13 protein-coding genes and 1 other RNA gene are annotated in these 18,400 nt (G+C 72.5%); 10 read left to right on the forward strand and 4 right to left on the reverse strand.

From position 1 onward, the window contains the following. Position 1: 1 nt before the first annotated feature. Positions 2-1,369 (reverse strand): ABC transporter substrate-binding protein, encoded by a 1,368-nt coding sequence (locus ACFVT1_RS24740; protein ID WP_389799163.1) that lies wholly within the window; start codon positions 1,367-1,369, stop codon positions 2-4. A 138-nt stretch (positions 1,370-1,507) separates the two neighbouring features. Then, positions 1,508-5,110, reverse strand: coding sequence for an FHA domain-containing protein (locus tag ACFVT1_RS24745; protein WP_389799165.1), 3,603 nt, complete (start codon positions 5,108-5,110; stop codon positions 1,508-1,510). A gap of 521 nt (positions 5,111-5,631) precedes the next feature. On the opposite strand from ACFVT1_RS24745, the gene ACFVT1_RS24750 reads away from it, so the two are divergent. The 4 genes from ACFVT1_RS24750 (at position 5,632) to ACFVT1_RS24765 (ending at position 11,349) form a co-directional block, all read left to right on the forward strand. Continuing rightward, on the forward strand, positions 5,632-7,284 hold the full coding sequence (locus ACFVT1_RS24750; RefSeq protein ID WP_389799167.1) for a serine/threonine-protein kinase: 1,653 nt from the start codon (positions 5,632-5,634) through the stop codon (positions 7,282-7,284). Between the two features lie 181 nt (positions 7,285-7,465). Then, positions 7,466-8,704 carry a serine/threonine-protein kinase gene (locus ACFVT1_RS24755; protein ID WP_389799168.1) on the forward strand — a complete coding sequence of 413 codons (1,239 nt, stop codon included), beginning with the start codon at positions 7,466-7,468 and terminating at the stop codon, positions 8,702-8,704. Positions 8,705-8,877: 173 nt separating this feature from the next. Further along, a complete protein-coding gene (prfB, locus tag ACFVT1_RS24760) occupies positions 8,878-9,984 on the forward strand; it encodes a peptide chain release factor 2 (protein WP_389799171.1) in 1,107 nt (368 codons plus the stop codon). A gap of 405 nt (positions 9,985-10,389) precedes the next feature. Continuing rightward, a complete protein-coding gene (locus tag ACFVT1_RS24765; RefSeq protein WP_389799173.1) occupies positions 10,390-11,349 on the forward strand; it encodes a hypothetical protein in 960 nt (319 codons plus the stop codon). A 112-nt stretch (positions 11,350-11,461) separates the two neighbouring features. Here ACFVT1_RS24765 and ACFVT1_RS24770 read toward each other — a convergent pair whose 3' ends face one another. Further along, the gene (locus ACFVT1_RS24770; RefSeq protein WP_266746502.1) at positions 11,462-11,662 is read right to left on the reverse strand and encodes a hypothetical protein; all 201 of its coding nucleotides are present in this window, start codon (positions 11,660-11,662) and stop codon (positions 11,462-11,464) included. 269 nt (positions 11,663-11,931) lie between these two features. On the opposite strand from ACFVT1_RS24770, the gene ftsE reads away from it, so the two are divergent. The 5 genes from ftsE to ssrA all read left to right on the forward strand — a co-directional run bounded on the left by ftsE (position 11,932) and on the right by ssrA (position 15,819). Beyond that, positions 11,932-12,621 carry a cell division ATP-binding protein FtsE gene (gene ftsE / locus ACFVT1_RS24775; RefSeq protein ID WP_362205399.1) on the forward strand — a complete coding sequence of 230 codons (690 nt, stop codon included), beginning with the start codon at positions 11,932-11,934 and terminating at the stop codon, positions 12,619-12,621. A 23-nt stretch (positions 12,622-12,644) separates the two neighbouring features. Further along, complete coding sequence (gene ftsX, locus ACFVT1_RS24780) at positions 12,645-13,562, forward strand: permease-like cell division protein FtsX (RefSeq protein ID WP_389799175.1); 918 nt, start codon at positions 12,645-12,647, stop codon at positions 13,560-13,562. Positions 13,563-13,629: 67 nt separating this feature from the next. Then, positions 13,630-14,817 (forward strand): S41 family peptidase, encoded by a 1,188-nt coding sequence (locus ACFVT1_RS24785; protein ID WP_389799177.1) that lies wholly within the window; start codon positions 13,630-13,632, stop codon positions 14,815-14,817. An 18-nt stretch (positions 14,818-14,835) separates the two neighbouring features. Then, positions 14,836-15,324 carry an SsrA-binding protein SmpB gene (gene smpB, locus ACFVT1_RS24790; RefSeq protein ID WP_072484162.1) on the forward strand — a complete coding sequence of 163 codons (489 nt, stop codon included), beginning with the start codon at positions 14,836-14,838 and terminating at the stop codon, positions 15,322-15,324. A 125-nt stretch (positions 15,325-15,449) separates the two neighbouring features. Next, positions 15,450-15,819, forward strand: a transfer-messenger RNA (tmRNA) gene (gene ssrA / locus ACFVT1_RS24795). Between the two features lie 79 nt (positions 15,820-15,898). On the opposite strand, the gene ACFVT1_RS24800 is transcribed toward ssrA, so the two are convergent. Continuing rightward, a complete protein-coding gene (locus tag ACFVT1_RS24800) occupies positions 15,899-17,128 on the reverse strand; it encodes an MFS transporter (RefSeq protein ID WP_389799691.1) in 1,230 nt (409 codons plus the stop codon). Between the two features lie 188 nt (positions 17,129-17,316). Between ACFVT1_RS24800 and ACFVT1_RS24805 the strand changes: the two genes are divergently transcribed. Then, positions 17,317-18,261 (forward strand): LysR family transcriptional regulator, encoded by a 945-nt coding sequence (locus tag ACFVT1_RS24805; RefSeq protein ID WP_389799693.1) that lies wholly within the window; start codon positions 17,317-17,319, stop codon positions 18,259-18,261. Positions 18,262-18,400 lie beyond the last annotated feature (139 nt).

Here is an 18,400-nt window from a genome sequence, read left to right on the forward strand (position 1 = left end):
GTCAGCTCTTGTATGCCTTGGCCGCGTCGGACTCCAGCTTCGCTTGAGTCCCCGCGATGTCCTTCGGGTTCTTCAGGAAGTCCTGGAGGGTCTTCCACTCGCCCTTCCCGGGCGTCCCGCCGAACGACTGCGGGGCCTGGTCGGACATGTCGAACCGGACCGCGTCACCCGCCGCGATCAGCGCCTTCGCCATCGTGCGCTGCACCTCGTTCGGGTACGCGGCGGTGTCCAGGGCCTTGTTCGGCGAGATGAACCCGCCCTGCTCGGCCATGATCTTCGCCGCGTCGGTCGAGCCCAGCCAGGTCAGCAGGGCCTGGGCGCCCTTGCCGTCCTTCAGGGCCACCGCCGCGTCGCCACCCGTCACGACGGGGGACTCGGCGCCGACCGCCGGGAACGGGAACACCTTGGCGTCGGTCCCGATCTTCGCCTTCGTCTGCGCGATGTTGACGCTCACGAAGTCGCCCTCGAAGACCATCGCGGCCTTGGGCTGGTCGCCGCCGGTGAAGGTCTGGGTGACCGAGGCCGGGAATTCGGTCTGCAGCGCGCCGTCGGCGCCGCCCGCGATCAGTGACGGCTTGCCGAAGAGCTGCGCGAGCGTGGTCAGCGCGTCCTTGACGGACGGATCCGTCCACTTGATCTTGTGCTGGGCCAGCTGGTCGTACTTCTCCGGGCCCGCCTGGGAGAGGTAGATGTTCTCGAACCAGTCGGTGAGCGTCCAGCCGTCCGCGCCACCGACGGAGACCGGGGTGACACCGGAGGCGGAGACCGTCTCGGCCGTCGCCAGGAAGTCCTTCCAGGTCTTCGGCTCGGACGCGCCCGCGTTCTCGAACGCCTTGGCGTTGTACCAGACCAGGGACTTGTTGGCGGCCTTGAAGTAGACGCCGTACTGGGTGCCGTCCACCGCGCCGAGATCCTGCCAGACCTTCGCGTAGTTCTTGGCCAGCTGGGCCTTGGCCTCAGCGCCGACCGGCTTGGCCCACTTCTTCCGCGCGGCCTGCTGGACCGCGCCGACCTGCGGGATCATCGCGACGTCCGGCGGCTGGCCACCCGCGATCTTCGTACCGAGGAAGTTGACGATCGGGTCCTGCGCCGGGACGAAGGTGACCTTCGCACCCGTGCGGTTCTCGAACTCCTTGAGGACCTTGACGAAGTTGGCCTGCTCGGCCCCGGTCCAGACCGCCGCGACCGAGAGCTTCTCACCGTCCAGCTTCGGTAGTACGACGCTCGACGAGCTCTCCTTGCCGCCCTCGGAGTCCTTGTCCGACGTGCCTTTTCCGCCGCCGCCGTCGTCGCTGCAGCCGGTGAGGGCCAGTGCGCCGATGGCGGTGAACACCATGGCGGCCCTGCTGATCCGAAGGGTTGTGCGCATCGCTGCCCCGTCTCTCACATCGTCGTATGCGCACAGTCCTACGCCGGGTGTACGGGCGCCGCAATACCGCTCCCGGCCTCAACTCCTTGATCGTGATGGGCTCGTGACGTGATGTCAGTACGTGTTCGGGGCCGTGGTTCAGGAAGGGACGGGCCCGAACGGGGCTATCGGTTCGGCGTTCACCGACCGGGCCGCCCGCTCCAGCGCACTGGCCAGCAGCGCCAGGTCCGTCGGGCCGTTGCCCAGCTCGCGCACCGGGCGCCGGGTCGGCGGATCGCCCATCCGCTCCCACTCCAGCGGGACGACGGTGGGGCGCAGGGTCGCCGTACGCGGAATGCGTCCTGTCACCCTGCCGCCCTGGAACGGGGTCACCCGCCCGTCCGGATGCCCCAGCCGGCCGCGTCCGGGCGCCGGATCCTCCGGTGACGGCGGGACGACCGGGGCGTCGAGCACGATGCGCAGCCGGGCCCCGTGGGCCAGGTCCGTGTCTTCCGTGCGGTCGGGGCGGGCGGACGTCGCGACCAGGTGCACGCCGAGCCGGCCGCCCTCCCTGGCCACGGCCTCCAGGGCCCGCACGACCGAACCGGCGGCGGGGCGGCCGGGGCTGCCGAGCGCCGGGGCGACCAGGGCGTCGAAGTCGTCGACCAGGACGACGAGCCGGGGCAGCGGGGACGGGCCGGACTCCGCGGACCGCGCGGCGGCGGGGCGCAGCCGGAGTGTCCCGCTCGTCGCGGAGTCCACGTCACCGCGCTGCTCCGCGGCGGTCGGCGGGCGCTGACCGACCATCCGCTGCGCCACCTCGCGCCGGTGGTGCCACTCGGTGAAGTCGTACGGGCCGAGCAGCTCGGCGCGCCGCTTCAGCTCGCCGCCCAGCGCCTGCGCGAACTCCCGCATCCGTACCGGGTCGCAGGCCACCAGATGCGCGAACGCGTGCGGGAGCTCGGTGCACGGGCGCAGGCTCTCGCCGCGCTCCCCACCAGCGCCGTCGACCAGGAGTATGCCCAGCAGGTCGGGGCGGGCGGCCGCGGCCAGCGAGGCGGCGACGGCCCGCAGCAACTCCGTACGTCCGCTGCCGGCCGGACCCTCGATGAGGAGATGCGGGCCCTCCTCCGACAGATCCACGCTGACCGCGCCCCGGGGCCCGGCCCCGAGCACCACGACGGGCCGCCCGGCGGCCACGAGGACGGTGCCCTCGGCGGGGGCGGAGGCGGGCGCGGGGGTGCCCGTACCCGGGTCCACGGCGGCCCGCGCCGCGATCTGGGGCGTGTCGTCGCCGCGCGGCCCGCTGACCCGGTTCGCGCTCCGGCCGGACCCGGCCGGACGGAGGCCGTCGGCGCCCTGGCCGTCACCGCCGCCCCAGGAACCGGACCCGGGAACGGTGCGGGAGCTCGGGGTGTCCCCGGGCGAGCCGCCGTAACGCCCGCCGCTGACACGGGGCGCGGCGGCGCCGGGGTACGGGGTGCGCCCGGAGCCGCGGGTGCCCTGGCCCTCGTCGCGCGCGAGGCCGTGGCTCACCGTGCCGACGTGCGTGGTGGTATCGCTGCCGGGGTACGGGGTGCGCCCCGGTCCCGGGGCGTCCGGTCCCGGGCCGCCGCCCGTGCGCTGGGCGCCCACGCGGGAGCTCGCGCCGCGCGGGTACTCCGTACGGCCCGAACCGCGGGCAGCCCCGTCGGCCGGTCCCGGGCCGCCGGCGGCGCTCCCCGCCCCGCCCGCCCAGCGGCCCGGACCGCGGACCGTGGCGCCGGGCTGGTCGTCGGCGGTGGAGGCCCAGCGGGCCATCAGGGAGGCCGGGGTGGCGCGGGCCAGGCCCAGTTCGTCCAGCAGGCGGGCCGTCCTCGGGAGCGCGGCCGAGGCCGGCCGGCCGTGGGCCGTCACCGAACCCTCCGTACGCAGCGGGGCCAGCGCCCGGCCGAACCGCTCGGCCCAGTGCGCCGACACGGCGTCCACGGTCGCGACCGTGCCGCGGCCCGCGGCCCGCCCGTCCGCCGTGCGCAGCAGCCGCAGGGCCGTCGCCACATCGCCGCTCAGCATCGCCACGGCCCCGCACTCGCGGAACGCGATCGAGGCGTGGCAGGCGGCCTCGTACGTCGCCGCGACCGGCGAGGTGGGTGTGGCGGCCGGGGTCTCGGCCAGGCAGATCAGATGGATTCCGGCGGCGGAGCCGGCCGAGGCCAGCCGGGCGGTGTTCTCGCGCAGCACGGCCGAGCCGGGGTCGCCGTCGACGACCACCACGGTGTACGGCCCCGCGTACCGCGCGGCGGCCTCGGCGACCGTGTCCCGGTCCAGGCTCGGCCAGCCGGGCCCGAGCGGCCCCTCGTCCAGCCGGCGCACCAGCTCCGACGTACGGGCGAGGGCCTGCTCGCGGTCGTACGCGAGGAGCAGCCGGCAGTCCTGGCCGTGCATCGGGCGCAGGTGGGGCAGCCAGCCGAGCCAGGCCCACTCGCGCCTGCGCTCGTCCGCGGCGCGGCCGCGGTCCGTACTGATCAGCACGATCTCCAGATCGGCGGGGGAGTGCAGCGCGGCGAGCTGCGCGACCGTCGAGCGGGCGAGTCCGGCCAGCCGGGTCCGCGGCCCGGCGAGCCCGAGGGAACCGGTCTCCCGGAGCCCCACGGTCACCGGGACGGCGGGCAGCTCGGCCCGGTCCGTCGTCCCCAGGCGCACCACGAGCGCCTCCGGGTGCGCGGCGTCGCGCTCCCAGAGCCGGGGGCCGGGGCCGAGCGCGGTCAGCAGCACGGCCGCGGGATCGGGCCAGGTGCTCTCCCCGGCGCCCCTCGCGGGCGCCTCGGGGACGCCGCCCGTGAAGGGCTGTGCGGCCGCGCCCGTCTCGTCGGGCGCCGCCTCGTGGACCGGTTCGCCCTTGTTGCCCGCGAGTCTGCGCGCCCAGGCGCCTATCCCGCCGCGCCGGGGCGCCTCTTCCTCCGGGGCGCGGGCCGGAAGCCCGGGGACGGACGGGCGGCGGGTGCCGGCAGGCCCGTCCTCGCCGCTCCCGTACGCCCGGCGGTCGCCGGGCCCCGCGTGCGCGTCGGGCCCGGAGCCGGGGGCGGCGGCCGGGGCGTACCCGTGGCCCGAGCCGCCCCCCTCGGCGGCGCCCGCCGTACCGGACACCCGGAGATGCCCCTCGCCGTCCGGGGCGGTCGGCAGTGTCGGCGTACGCGCGCCGGAGGCCAGGCGGAGCGTCGATTCGCCGAGCCGCAGCAGATCACCGGGCCGCAGGCGGACCGGGCGGTCGCGTACCTCCGTGCCGTCGAGCGAGGTGCCGTTGGTGGAGCCCAGGTCGGCCACCGAGACCAGGCCGTCCGCGGAGACCGTCACCGCGCAGTGCAGCCGGGACACATCGGGGTCGTCGAGCGGGACGTCCGCGTCGGCGGAGCGGCCGATCCGGATCCGGCCGCCGTGCAGCAGATGGACCCCGCCCGCGTCGGGCCCCGCGACCACGTGCAGCTGCGCCGGGACGGCGTCGTCCGCCGCCTCGTCCTCGCCCGGGACCTGGAGCGAGAGCACCGCTCCGTCGACCAGCGGGGGCTCACCCAGCGCGCACCGCTGCGCGTCGAGCCGCTCGCGCCCGGCGAACAGCACCACCGCGCCGCCGCCGAGCGAGCCGTCGGGTCCGGAGACGGCCGCGGCCAGATGGGACGCCACGGTGGCGAGCGCCGTCCCCGACGGGGCGGTGACCAGCACGTCGCAGGCGCGCGCCGGGGTCTGGCCGCTGCGCGGCGCGAGGACGGTCAGCCGGATCTGCATCGCCGTCAGCGGTCCCTTCTGCGCGGGGCGCCGGGCAGGGGAAACGCCCTGTGATTCCCCCCACCCGACACGGACGCGTCGTCCGGTACAGGTTCGTCACGTGCCGCGGGGCTCCCTACCCCACAGTCCGTGCTGGAGGCATCCTCGCACCTGCCACTGACAACACGCCCGGGGGCCACCGCTAAGTGATCATGAAAGGTCGGCTGTGCGCCCATACGTGCCTGCTTGCAACCTTCTCCCGTGCCTGCTGGGAAGCTCTTCCGCCACGGCGGGACCGTCCGAGGAGCGCGTCCGGCACAGTTCGTCGCACGGGTGTGCGGCAACCATTCGTCCGGTGTGAGCGTCTTGTTCCGCAACCGGCCACTACCTCCCGCGCGAGGTACTCGGGCACGGCGGACAGGACGGGTGACGGCAACCGGACGGAGCGGCCCGACCCCGCCGGTCACCCCACTAGAGTGGGCCGGAACTCCCGGGTGTGTCCGGGAGCACCGCAAGCACCACGATCGCAGGGAGCGCATGACGTGCGGCCGGTAGGCAGCAAGTACCTGCTCGAGGAGCCGCTGGGACGCGGCGCCACGGGCACCGTCTGGCGTGCCCGCCAGCGGGAGACCGCAGGTGCCGAGGCGGCCGTCGCCGGTCAGCCCGGCGAGACCGTGGCGATCAAGGTCCTGAAGGAGGAGCTCGCCAACGACGCGGACATCGTGATGCGGTTCCTGCGCGAGCGCTCGGTGCTGCTCCGGCTCACCCACGAGAACATCGTGCGCACCCGCGACCTGGTCGTCGAGGGCGACCTCCTGGCCCTCGTCATGGACCTGGTCGACGGCCCGGACCTGCACCGCTACCTCCGCGAGAACGGCCCGCTCACCCCGGTCGCCGCCGCGCTGCTCACCGCGCAGATCGCGGACGCGCTCGCCGCCAGCCACGCCGACGGCGTCGTCCACCGCGACCTGAAGCCCGCCAACGTCCTGCTCGACGAGCGCGACGGCCAGATGCACCCGATGCTCACCGACTTCGGCATCGCGCGCCTGGCGGACTCCCCGGGACTCACCCGGACCCACGAGTTCGTCGGCACGCCCGCCTATGTGGCGCCCGAGTCCGCCGAGGGCCGCCCGCAGACCTCCGCCGTCGACATCTACGGCGCGGGCATCCTGCTGTACGAGCTGGTCACCGGCCGCCCGCCGTTCGCCGGCGGCACCGCCCTCGAAGTCCTGCACCGGCACCTCAGCGAGGAGCCCAGCCGCCCCGCCACCGTCCCGGCGCCGCTGTGGACGGTGATAGAGCGCTGCCTGAGCAAGGACCCGGACCGGCGCCCCAGCGCCGAGAACCTGGCCCGCGGACTGCGCACCGTCGCGGCCGGTATCGGCGTGCACGCCAACTCCGCCCAGATCGCGGCGGCCGACGGCGTGGGCGCCCTGCTCGCGCCCGACCCGGCGCCCGCGGCCGTGCCGGAGACCCCCGGTGCCGCCGACCCGACACAGGTGCTGCCGAGCAACGCGGGCTCGTACGACCCGAACGCCGCGACCAGCGTCATGCAGCACGCCCCCGGCCCGGGTGCGGGCGGGCACGCCGACCCGACCTCGGTCATGCCGCCCGTGCCGCCGCACCCCGACGGCCCCCCGCAGCCCGAGGGGCCGCACCCCTGGCAGTCCCAGCTCCAGGCGGCCCGCGACCGCAACGAGCCGACGCAGGTCCAGTACCTCGGCCCGGACCAGGACCCGCTGCGCCGCCGCCCCCAGCGGCCCCAGCCGCAGCAGCAGCCGCGGCAGCCCCAGCGACAGCAGCAGCCGCCGCAGTACCAGCAGCCGCAGCAGTACCCCCAGCCCCGGCAACAGCAGTACCAGCCGCAACCCCAGCACCAGCCCCAACAGCAGTACCAGCGCCAGCAGTACGCGCCGCAGCAGCAGCCACCGCAGCAGCCGCAGCAGCCGGCCCCGCGGCAGCCCCGCGAGCCGCGGCAGCGCAGTGCCAACCCGATGAGGATTCCCGGCCTCGGCTGCCTCAAGGGCTGCCTGTTCACCCTGGTGCTGCTGTTCGTCGCGGGCTGGCTGATCTGGGAACTGACGCCGCTGCAGGACTGGATCGGCCAGGGCAAGAGCTTCTGGCGGGCGATCAGCGACGCCGTCTCCAGCGTGACCGACTGGGTCTCCGAACTGGGTGGCGGCAGCGGCTCCTGAGCCGCCGGCACATCATCAACTCTGTAGCTATATCGACTTCCGCGGGCCAGTTTCCCCCGCAATTCGCCCGCGGAAGTGAGGGTTGGCCCCATCCCGGGCACTCAACCCCCCGATCGACGCGTAACTTTGTCGACCGGGGGTCATGAGCGACGGTCCATCGCCAGCCGCTGAGGGAGCAGTCTTGGCACGGAATATCGGCAGCCGGTACACCGCCCACCAGATCCTGGGGCGCGGCAGCGCCGGCACGGTGTGGCTCGGCGACGGGCCCGAGGGCCCGGTGGCCATCAAGCTGCTCCGCGAGGACCTGGCGTCCGACCAGGAGCTCGTGGGCCGCTTCGTCCAGGAGCGCACCGCTCTGCTCGGCCTGGACCACCCCCATGTGGTCGCCGTCCGCGACCTCGTGGTGGACGGCAACGACCTGGCACTGGTCATGAACCTGGTCCGCGGCACGGACCTGCGCACCCGCCTCGACCGCGAACGCCGTCTCGCGCCCGAGGCCGCCGTCGCGATCATCGCGGACGTCGCCGACGGCCTGGCCGCCGCCCACGCCGCCGGAGTGGTCCACCGCGACGTCAAGCCGGAGAACATCCTGCTCGACATGGAGGGACCGCTCGGCCCCGGCGGCTCGCACCCGGCGCTGCTCACCGACTTCGGGGTGGCCAAGCTGATCGACACCCCGCGCCGCACCAAGGCAAGCAAGATCATCGGCACGCCGGACTACCTGGCCCCCGAGATAGTCGAGGGGCTGCCGCCGCGCGCCGCGGTGGACATCTACGCCCTCGCCACAGTCCTGTACGAACTCCTCGCCGGCTTCACACCCTTCGGCGGCGGACACCCCGGCGCCGTCCTGCGCCGGCACGTCACGGAGACGGTCGTCCCCCTCCCGGGCATCCCCGAGGAACTCTGGCAGCTCCTGATCCAGTGCCTGGCCAAGGCCCCGGCCTCCCGGCTGCGCGCCTCCGAGCTCGCGGCCCGGCTGCGCGAGCAGCTCCCGCAGCTGGCCGGCATCCCGCCGCTGGACGTGGACGAGCCGGAGACCGAACCGGAGCCGCGGACGTACGACGAGCAGCAGTACACCCCCGCGCCCGAGGAACCCCGCCGCCGCGGCGCGGTGCCCCTGGTCCCCGGCTCGTCCACCGACTCCAACCGCGACACCCACACGAGCATGCGCGTCCCGGCCCCCGACGAGCTCTCCGGCGGCCCCCGGGGCACCGCGCGGGCCCCCCGCTCCCCGGGCCGGCCCCGGCCCGGCTCGGCCCGCAACAAGTCCGCGGCCGTCCGCAAGCGCCGGCTGACGCTGGGCGCCGCGGCGCTGGTGCTGGTGGTGGCCCTCGGCGTGGGCGGCTGGCTCGCACTGGGCGGCGACAGTACGGACGCGCCCGCGCAGGACACGAAGAACTCGGCACCCGGAGCACCCTGAGCCGGGGCCCGCGGGCGGTCCCCGGCGGCTTTCGGCGGTGTGCGGGGCCGGAGGGGGAAACCGGCGGGCACCCCCGCCGCCGTACGGCCCGCGGGGGTCTCGCGCGCACGGTCACCGAGTCGTGATCATGCGGCCCGAGGAATGTCCGCGCCGACAGCCGTTACGCTGGACCCGTGGCAGTCGTCGATATTTCCGAAGAGCTGAAGTCCCTCTCCTCCACCATGGGGTCGATCGAGGCCGTCCTGGACCTGGATGCGCTGAGGGCGGACATCGCCGCGCTCGAGGAGCAGGCGGCCGCGCCTTCCCTCTGGGACGACCCGGAGGCGGCGCAGAAGATCACCAGCAAGCTTTCGCACCTCCAGGCCGAGGTCCGCAAGACCGAGGCCCTCCGCGGCCGGATCGACGATCTCGAAGTCCTCTTCGAGCTCGCCCACGACGAGGGCGACGCCGACGCCCTGGCCGAGGCCGAGTCCGAGCTGGAGTCCGTCAAGAAGGCGCTGGACGAGATGGAGGTCCGTACGCTCCTCTCCGGCGAGTACGACTCCCGCGAGGCCCTGGTCAACATCCGTGCCGAGGCCGGCGGCGTCGACGCCGCGGACTTCGCCGAGAAGCTCCAGCGCATGTACATCCGCTGGGCCGAGCGGCACGGATACAAGACCGAGGTCTACGAGACGTCGTACGCGGAAGAGGCCGGCATCAAGTCGACCACCTTCGCCGTCCAGGTGCCGTACGCCTACGGCACGCTCTCCGTCGAGCAGGGCACGCACCGGCTCGTCCGGATCTCGCCCTTCGACAACCAGGGCCGCCGCCAGACGTCCTTCGCGGGCGTGGAGGTGCTGCCCGTGGTCGAGCAGACCGACCACATCGAGATCGACGAGTCCGAGCTGCGCGTCGACGTGTACCGCTCGTCGGGCCCCGGCGGCCAGGGCGTCAACACCACGGACTCCGCGGTGCGCCTGACCCACCTCCCGACCGGCATCGTCGTCTCCTGCCAGAACGAGCGCTCGCAGATCCAGAACAAGGCGTCCGCGATGAACGTCCTCCAGGCGAAGCTCCTTGAGCGGCGCCGTCAGGAGGAGCAGGCCAAGATGGACGCCCTCAAGGGCGACGGCGGCAACTCCTGGGGCAACCAGATGCGGTCGTACGTCCTGCACCCGTACCAGATGGTCAAGGACCTGCGTACGGAGTTCGAGATGGGCAATCCGGAGGCGGTCTTCAACGGCGAGATCGACGGCTTCCTGGAGGCGGGCATCCGCTGGCGCAAGCAGCGGGAGAAGTAGGCGGCAGGCCGCAGCGACGGCCTGTTTCCCGGATGTTCGAACGGCGGTGCCGGAAAACCCACGGGTTTCCGGCACCGCCGTTCTCGTCGCGGACGCGTACGAGCTGCCGCTGATGGGGAGTTGGGGTTCCGAGTTGCGCGGGCGCCGTGGTGAGTGCGTCACAGTCGTGATTCTGAATGAAGGTCAACTGCCACTAAATCGGTGCAGATTCGACGGAACGGCCTTGACGTAGTCCTTAACTGTGGACAGGGTGCTAGGGCAGCATGCGTATGTCTGGGACGGGTGTGAACGGGGGCGGGCGGCATGACCACGGCTCCATGTGGCGCCGTTCGGAGCAAACTCCGCAGAGCCGGGGCCCGCATATGGCTGCTCCATGACGAGAACAGCTACTGGGGGTAGCAGCAGATGACCAAGAAGACGCGTGTACGCGTCGCGCGGATAGCCGCAGGTGCGGTGATTGCCGCGGGTGCTTCGCTCACCGCTGCTGGTGCGGCGTCGGCCGTCGGCATCGGCGTCGACGTCGGCGGTCTCTCCGCGAAGGCTCACGCCGACGAAGGCGGTCTGGGTGTCGACGCCGATCTCGGCGAGTCCGGCGGCGATGCGGCCGGCGGCGGCGACAACGGTGGCCAGGGCGGTACGACCACCGATGGTGGCGCGGCCGACAATGGCGGTGCTGCGGACAGCGGTGGCGCTGCGGACAACGGTGGCGCTGCGGACAACGGTGGCGCTGCCGATAACGGAGGCGCTGCGGACAACGGTGGCGCTGCCGACAATGGCGGCGCTGCGGACAACGGAGGCGCTGCGGACAACGGTGGCGCTGCCGACAATGGCGGCTCCGGCAACAATGGCGGCGCGTCCGACAACGGCGGCTCCGGCAACAACGGCGGCTCCGGCAACAACGGTGGCGCGTCGAACAACGGCGGCTCCGGCAACAATGGCGGCGCGTCCGACAACGGCGGCTCCGGCAACAATGGCGGCTCCGGCAACAACGGTGGCGCGTCGGACAACGGTGGCTCCGGCAACAACGGCGGCACCAGCGCCAACGGCGGCAGCTCCGGCAATGGCGGCAGCTCCGGCAACGGTGGTACCACCGGTAACGGCGGCACCACCGGTAGTGCCTCCTCGGGCTCCGCGACCGGTGGCGACGGCTGCACCGTCGACCTCGACGGCGCGAAGTGCGCGGACAACACCACCCCCGACTCGGCCGGCAACCAGCCGGTCGAGCAGGGCAAGGGCAAGGACGAGCTCGCCGAGACCGGTGCCGCCGAGACCACGTTCCTGCTGGTCGGCGCCGCGACGATGATTGCCGGAGGCATCGGCTTCCGGATCCTGCCGCGCCTGATGAACGGCCGTACGGTCGCCTAAGGGCCACCTGTGCACAGAGGGGCCCGGGACGCCAGTCGGCATCCCGGGCCCCTCCGCGTACACGTACACGCTTTCGCAGGCGGGCGGACGGCCTCGGCTGCGCGGTCCGGTGCTACACGGTCTGATGCGCCAGCAGTGCCAGCGCGCCCAGCAGCACCACCAGCAGGGCCACCAGCGTCACGGGGCTCAGCCCCGCGAAGATCCCCTGCTCCTGTTCCTGCTGCAGCCGCTCACGGCTTGCCCGGCACACGGGGCAGCGGCCCTCGTTCACGGGCGCCGCGCAGTTTGCGCACACCAGTCGGTCATAGGTCATGCGCTTTCCTCCTCCCGCGCGGCGGGGCCGCAGACGTCCTCGCTCCGCACAACGCTCATGGGAACGCAACCGTTCCCCCTACCACTGTGCCAGCTCGCGCGGATTTCGGCGCGGCCCGCCGGAGATCGCCCGTTCCGTAGCACTTCGGCCGCGCTCCCGGCCCGTGCCGTTCCGCCATAAATCACCCATGCCGGGACGTGCGCCTGCACGCCCCAGGCCGGTTCGCGTATGGTCACGCACACCTACTCCCGGCCGACCGTGGTGCATCCGTGATCCGATTCGACAACGTCTCCAAGACCTACCCGAAGCAGAGCCGTCCCGCTCTCCGGGATGTGTCGCTCGATATCGAGAAGGGCGAGTTCGTCTTCCTGGTGGGCTCCTCCGGCTCCGGCAAGTCCACCTTCATGAGACTCATCCTCCGCGAGGAACGCGCCAGCACGGGCTCGGTGCACGTCCTGGGCAAGGACCTCGCCCGCCTGTCCAACTGGAAGGTGCCGCACATGCGCCGCCAGCTGGGCACGGTCTTCCAGGACTTCAGGCTCCTCCCCAACAAGACCGTCGCGGAGAACGTGGCGTTCGCGCAGGAGGTCATCGGCAAGCCGCGCGGTGAGATCCGCAAGGCGGTGCCGCAGGTCCTCGACCTGGTCGGCCTCGGCGGCAAGGAGGACCGGATGCCCGGTGAGCTCTCCGGCGGTGAGCAGCAGCGCGTGGCGATCGCGCGGGCGTTCGTGAACCGCCCCATGCTGCTCATCGCGGACGAGCCGACCGGCAACCTCGACCCGCAGACCTCCGTCGGCATCATGAAGCTGCTGGACCGGATCAACCGGACCGGCACCACTGTGATCATGGCGACCCACGACCAGAACATCGTCGACCAGATGCGCAAGCGCGTCATCGAGCTGGAGCAGGGCCGTCTCGTACGTGACCAGGCCCGCGGCGTCTACGGCTACCAGCACTGAGCATCGAGCACTGAAAGGACGCCATGCGCGCCCAGTTCGTCCTGTCGGAGATCGGCGTCGGCCTCCGTCGGAACCTCACGATGACCTTCGCCGTCGTCGTCTCCGTCGCCCTCTCGCTCGCCCTGTTCGGCGGCGCGCTGCTCATGCGCGAGCAGGTCAGCACGATGAAGGACTACTGGTACGACAAGGTCAACGTCTCGATCTTCCTCTGCAGCAAGAGCGATGTGACCTCGACGCCCAAGTGCGCCAAGGGGGCGGTCACCGCCGACCAGAAGAAGGAGATCGAGGCCGACCTCAAGAAGATGGACGCCGTCCAGACGGTCACGTACGAGTCGGCCGATCAGGCGTACAAGCACTACCAGGAGCAGTTCGGCGACTCGCCCATGGCGGGCGACATCACGCCGGACCAGATGCAGGAGTCGTTCCGGGTCAAACTCCACGACCCGAAGAAGTACAAGGTCGTCGCCACCGCCTTCGCCGGGCGTGACGGGGTGCAGTCCGTCCAGGACCAGAGATCGATCCTGGACAACCTCTTCCAGCTGATGAACGGCATGAATGTGGCCGCGCTCTTCGTGATGGCGCTGATGCTGGTCATCGCGCTGATGCTGATCGTGAACACCGTGCGGGTGTCCGCGTTCAGCCGGCGGCGCGAAACCGGCATCATGCGGCTCGTCGGCGCCTCCGGGTTCTACATCCAGATGCCGTTCATCATGGAGGCCGCGTTCGCCGGCCTCATCGGTGGCGTCCTCGCCTGTGTGATGCTGCTGGCCGGCCGGTACTTCCTGATCGACGGCGGGCTGGCGTTGCAGAGCAAGCTGAACCTGATCGACTTCATCGGCTGGGACGCGGTCTTCACCAAGCTGCCCCTGGTCCTGGCGATCGGTCTGCTGATGCCCGCCGTTGCCGCTCTCTTCGCGCTGCGCAAGTACCTGAAGGTGTGACAAGCGCCCTGGTGGCACATGGTCAACCGGCCGTGTGCCGCAAGGGCGTTGTCCTAGACTCATCGCCATGTCGGGTCCCGCGCAGTGTTTCGGGCCCCGCGGCGTACGCCGCGGGGCGGCCCTGACCTTGGTCTTCGCGAGCGTGCTGGCCACCGCGGCGGCCACCGGCTCGTTGCCGCGCGGCGGCTCGAAGTCCCCGGACCCGGCGACCCGTTACGTCGCCTCCGCGGTCGACGGCGACGAGGTGGCCGACGCCGCCGCACGGGCCGTGGCCGACGGCAAGTCGGGCAAGGAGGCGGCCGAGGAGGCCGTCAGCCGCAGCGGGGACCGCTGGGGCGCGGTGTACGACGAGCGGCAGTACGAGGAGTTCGAGCAGGCTCTCGGCGGCTCGTACACCGGCGTCGGGATCTCCGCCAGGCGCTCCGCCGAGGGGCTGGTCGAGGTGGCCCGGGTCCAGCCCGGCGGCCCCGCCGACCGGGCCGGCGTCGAGCCGGGCGATCTGCTCCGCACGGTCGACGGCCACCGGATCGACAGGCGCCCCGTCGCCGAGGTCGTCGCCCTGCTGCGCGGGGACCGCACGGAGGCGTCCGCGGGCACCGCCGTCGTCCTGGGCGTCCAGCGGGGCGCCGTGCTGCGCACCGAGACACTGCGCCGGGCCACGCTCACCACTGAGCCCGTCACCGTCCGGAGGATCGGACCGAAGCCTTCCGATCCCTCCGAGGCCGTGCTGATCGAGGTCGACTCGTTCACCAAGGGCTCGGGCGACCGGGTCCGCCACGCGGTCCGGGACGCACCGGCGGGCGCCGGGGTGCTCCTCGATCTGCGCGGCAACTCCGGCGGCCTGGTCACCGAGGCCGTCACCGCGGCTTCCGCCTTCCTGGACGGCGGCCTGGTCGCCACGTACGACGTGCACGGAGAGCAGCGCGCCCTCTACGCGCAGCCGGGCGGTGACACCGCCCGGCCCCTCGTCGTCCTCGTCGACGGCGGCACGATGAGCGCCGCCGAGCTCCTCACCGGCGCGCTCCAGGACCGGGGCCGCGCCGTCACCGTCGGCTCGCGCACCTTCGGCAAGGGTTCGGTCCAGATGCCCAGCAAGCTCCCGGGCGGCTCGGTGGCCGAGCTGACCGTCGGCCACTACCGCACCCCGGCGGGCCGCGGAGTCGACGGCCGCGGCATCACCCCGGACCTCGCGGTGAGCTCCGGGGCCGAGCAGCGGGCCGAGACGGTATTGAGTGGCCTCGGGGGTGGGTCGTAGTGCGAAAATGGCTGCACTATGGCTAAGGAAAAGGACACCGGGCGCAAGCTCATCGCGCAGAACAAGAAGGCGCGACACGACTACCACATCCTCGACACCTACGAGTGCGGTCTCGTACTCATGGGTACCGAGGTCAAATCGCTGCGGCTGGGCAGGGCCTCGCTCGTGGACGGCTTCGTCCAGATCGACGGCGGCGAGGCTTGGCTGCACAACATCCACGTCCCGGAGTACGTGCAGGGGACCTGGACCAACCACTCGGCCAAGCGGAAGCGCAAGCTGCTGATGCACCGGGCGGAGATCGACAAGCTGGAGTCGAAGTCGGGCGAGACGGGCCACACCATCGTGCCGCTCGCGCTGTACTTCAAGGACGGCCGGGTCAAGGTCGAGATCGCGCTCGCCAAGGGCAAGAAGGAGTACGACAAGCGGCAGACCCTGCGCGAGAAGCAGGACACGCGGGAGACCAACCGGGCCATCTCGGCGGCGCGCCGGCGCCAGCGGAGCGCCTAGCCGGGAAGCGGGCGGGCCGGCCGGCAGGAATAGGCTGGCACTGTCGCTCGTTGGTCACGTACGATGGCACTGCACCTCACAACGGGTGCACGCATGGAGCGGTTGACAATTAAATACACCAGCATGGGGATGATCGGTTTCGACAGCGGATGTCGAAGCAGGGGAAGCGTGTCGAGGAAGCGACAATGATCTCGTAAACCATATGTCGCAACCAATAATCGCCAATTCCAAGCGCGATTCCTTCGCCCTCGCTGCCTAAGTAGCGACTTGCGAAGTGTCAGCCCGGGGGTGATCCCGACCCGGATCCTGGCATCATCAAGGGATCTAAACTTCTAGACCCGGTCACGGGGCCTGGAAGGAAATCAAACAGTGGCTGGGCCTGTCGGTAGCTTGTTCGCGTGACTACCGGGGCCGAGAAAAGCACAGCGAACTGCACACGGAGAAGCCCTGATTCTGCACCGTTGGACGCGGGTTCGATTCCCGCCATCTCCACAATTCCCATGTGAAACGAGAACCCCGTTGCCGACCGGCAGCGGGGTTCTCGTCGTTCTGCGCGGAGCCCCGCGTCCGGGTATCACGCCCGGGGGACCCGGACCCCGGCTGCCGCGATCGCCAGTGCCAGTCCTGCCGCGCACACCGGTACGGCATAGCCGGTCGTCTGCCCGGTGTGCTCGACCATCCAGCCGCCGGTCGCCGAACCGGCGGCGATCCCGCCCAGCATCGCGGTCACGGCCAGGGTCATGCCCTCGTTCAACCGGCCCTCCGGGGTGAGGCGTTGCACCAGGGTCATGCCGGTCACCATCGTCGGTGCCGTCGCGGCGCCCGCCAGCAGCAGCGCGCCCGCGAGGGCGAGCAGCGAATCGGTCGCGGAGGTGGCGAGCAGCGGCAGGGACATCAGCGCCGTCATCCCCGCCAGGCAGCCCAGCAGTCGGCGCCGGACGTCCGCGGCCGGGCGCAGCGATCCGTACAGCAGTCCCGCCACGCACGAACCGGCCGCCTGGAGGGCCAGGACGGCGCCCCCGGCGTGGGCGATCGTGACGACCTCCATCGCGCCGAAGACCGCGCCGGTGGCGAGGAAGGCGGCGAGCAGGGCCGGCATTCCGGGGGTGCGGAACGGGGAGCCGGTGCGGGCGGTGCGGGGTGCCACCGGCGGTTCGGTGGCGCGCTGGGCGGCGAAGATCAGCACGCCGGTCATCAGCAGGACCGCTCCGACGAGTGTTCCGGCCTCCGGGAAGAGCGCCGCGCAGAGCAGCGCGGCGAGGGCCGGGCCGAGCATGAAGCAGAGTTCGTCGGCGGCCTGTTCGAAGGAGTTCGCGGTGTGCAGGGCGGCGGGATCGCCCCGGTGCAGGTGCGCCCAGCGGGCCCGGGACATCCCGCCCGTGTTGGGGGTGGTGGCGGTCGCGGCGTAGGAGGCGAAGAGCGTCCAGGCCGGGGCGCCGTAGTGCACGCAGAGCAGCAGCGCGAGCGATCCGAGCGCGGCGATCGCGGTGGCGGGCACGGCGACCCGGGCCTGTCCGTACCGGTCGACCAGCCGGGCCGTCCAGGGCGCGACCACCGCCGTGGCGGCGAGGCCGGTCGCGGTGACGGCCCCGGCCAGGGCGTACGAGCCGCGCGCCCCGGCGATCATGATCACGGCGCTGACGCTGAACATGCCCATGGGGAGCCGGGCGAGGAGATTGCCCGCGGTGAAGGCGCGGGCACCTGGGGTGGCGAGCAGCCGGCGGTACGGGTTGGTGGGGGCCGGCCGTGCGGGGGCGGGGGCGCGCGGGGCGATGATCAGCAGGTCCCCGGAGACGGTGAGCATGGGGTCGGTGGGCGGCGTTCTGTCGTACGGCATGGATCAACCCTCGGGGCGCACGGCCCATGGGGTCCAACACCTTCTCCGTACCGATTAACGCATCTGTGTTGTAAATTCTTGGTGTGTCCTCCTCCGCTGCCGACCCGGGCACCCCCCGGACGCACCCCCATCCCCGTACCCCCACCGACCCCCGGCTGCTCCGCGCCTTCGCCGCCGTCGCCGAGGAGCTGCACTTCACCCGTGCCGCCGCCCGGCTCTACGTCGCCCAGCAGGCGCTGAGCCGGGACATCCGAAGGCTGGAGCGCGAACTGGGTGCGGAACTCTTCGTGCGCACCACCCGGCAGGTCTCCCTCACCGCCGACGGCGAACGGCTCCTGCCGTACGCCCGGCGGGTGCTGGAGGCGCACGACGATCTTGCCGCGGCTTTCGCCGACCCCGCCGCCCGGCCGCTCTTCGTCGACCTCAACACCGACGGCATGGCGGCCGCCCGGGTGCTGGCCCGCGCCCGGGAGCTGGCTCCCGCCTGCGAGCTGATGGCGCGCTTCGAGAGCGGGCTCACCTGGGCCGCGGGCGAGATCCTCGCCGGGCGGCTCGACGTCTCCTTCGGCCGCGCCGCCGGACTCGACCCCGCGGTGCGGGCGCGGCTCGGTGTGCAGCCGGTGCGGTACGAGCCGATGGCCGTGCTGCTCCCGGCCGCTCACCCGCTCGCCGCGCACGAGAGCGTCGCCCTGGCCGACCTGGCCGGTGAGACCGTGTACGCGGGCGCCGGGAACCCGCGCACCGGGGAATGGACGGACCTCGCCCGGCTGCTTTTCGCCGAGTGGGGCATCGAACTGGCACCGCCCGTTCCGCTCGCGGTCGGCGTGGCCGAATTCCAGCGGGTCATGGCGAAGTCGCGCCGACCTGTTCTGTGTGTCGTCGACTTCCCTCCGATACCGGGCACCGTGGTGCGTCCGCTGGTACGCCCCGTACCGGTCTCCCCGCTCCTGCTGGTCTGGCGCAGGGGGCTGCGCCACCCCGGCCTCGACGCCCTGCGCGAAGCCGCGGCCCGGCTCGGCTCCGAGGAGGGCTGGCTGGTGCGGCCCGGCGGGAGCTGGCTGCCCCGGCCCGACGCGGCGCTCATGCTGGGCACCGACTGACCGGTGGACCGGGGGCGGTATACCTTCGCCGGGCCGGGACCACCGCACCCGGACCCGCCGAGCCGCGGACCGGCCGAGCCGCGGACTGGCGGTGCCGCGCGTGAGTCACGACGGTTCGGTGCCCTCGGACGTAACGTGC

Source organism: Streptomyces sp. NPDC057963 (assembly GCF_042887155.1).
Taxonomy (GTDB): domain Bacteria; phylum Actinomycetota; class Actinomycetes; order Streptomycetales; family Streptomycetaceae; genus Streptomyces.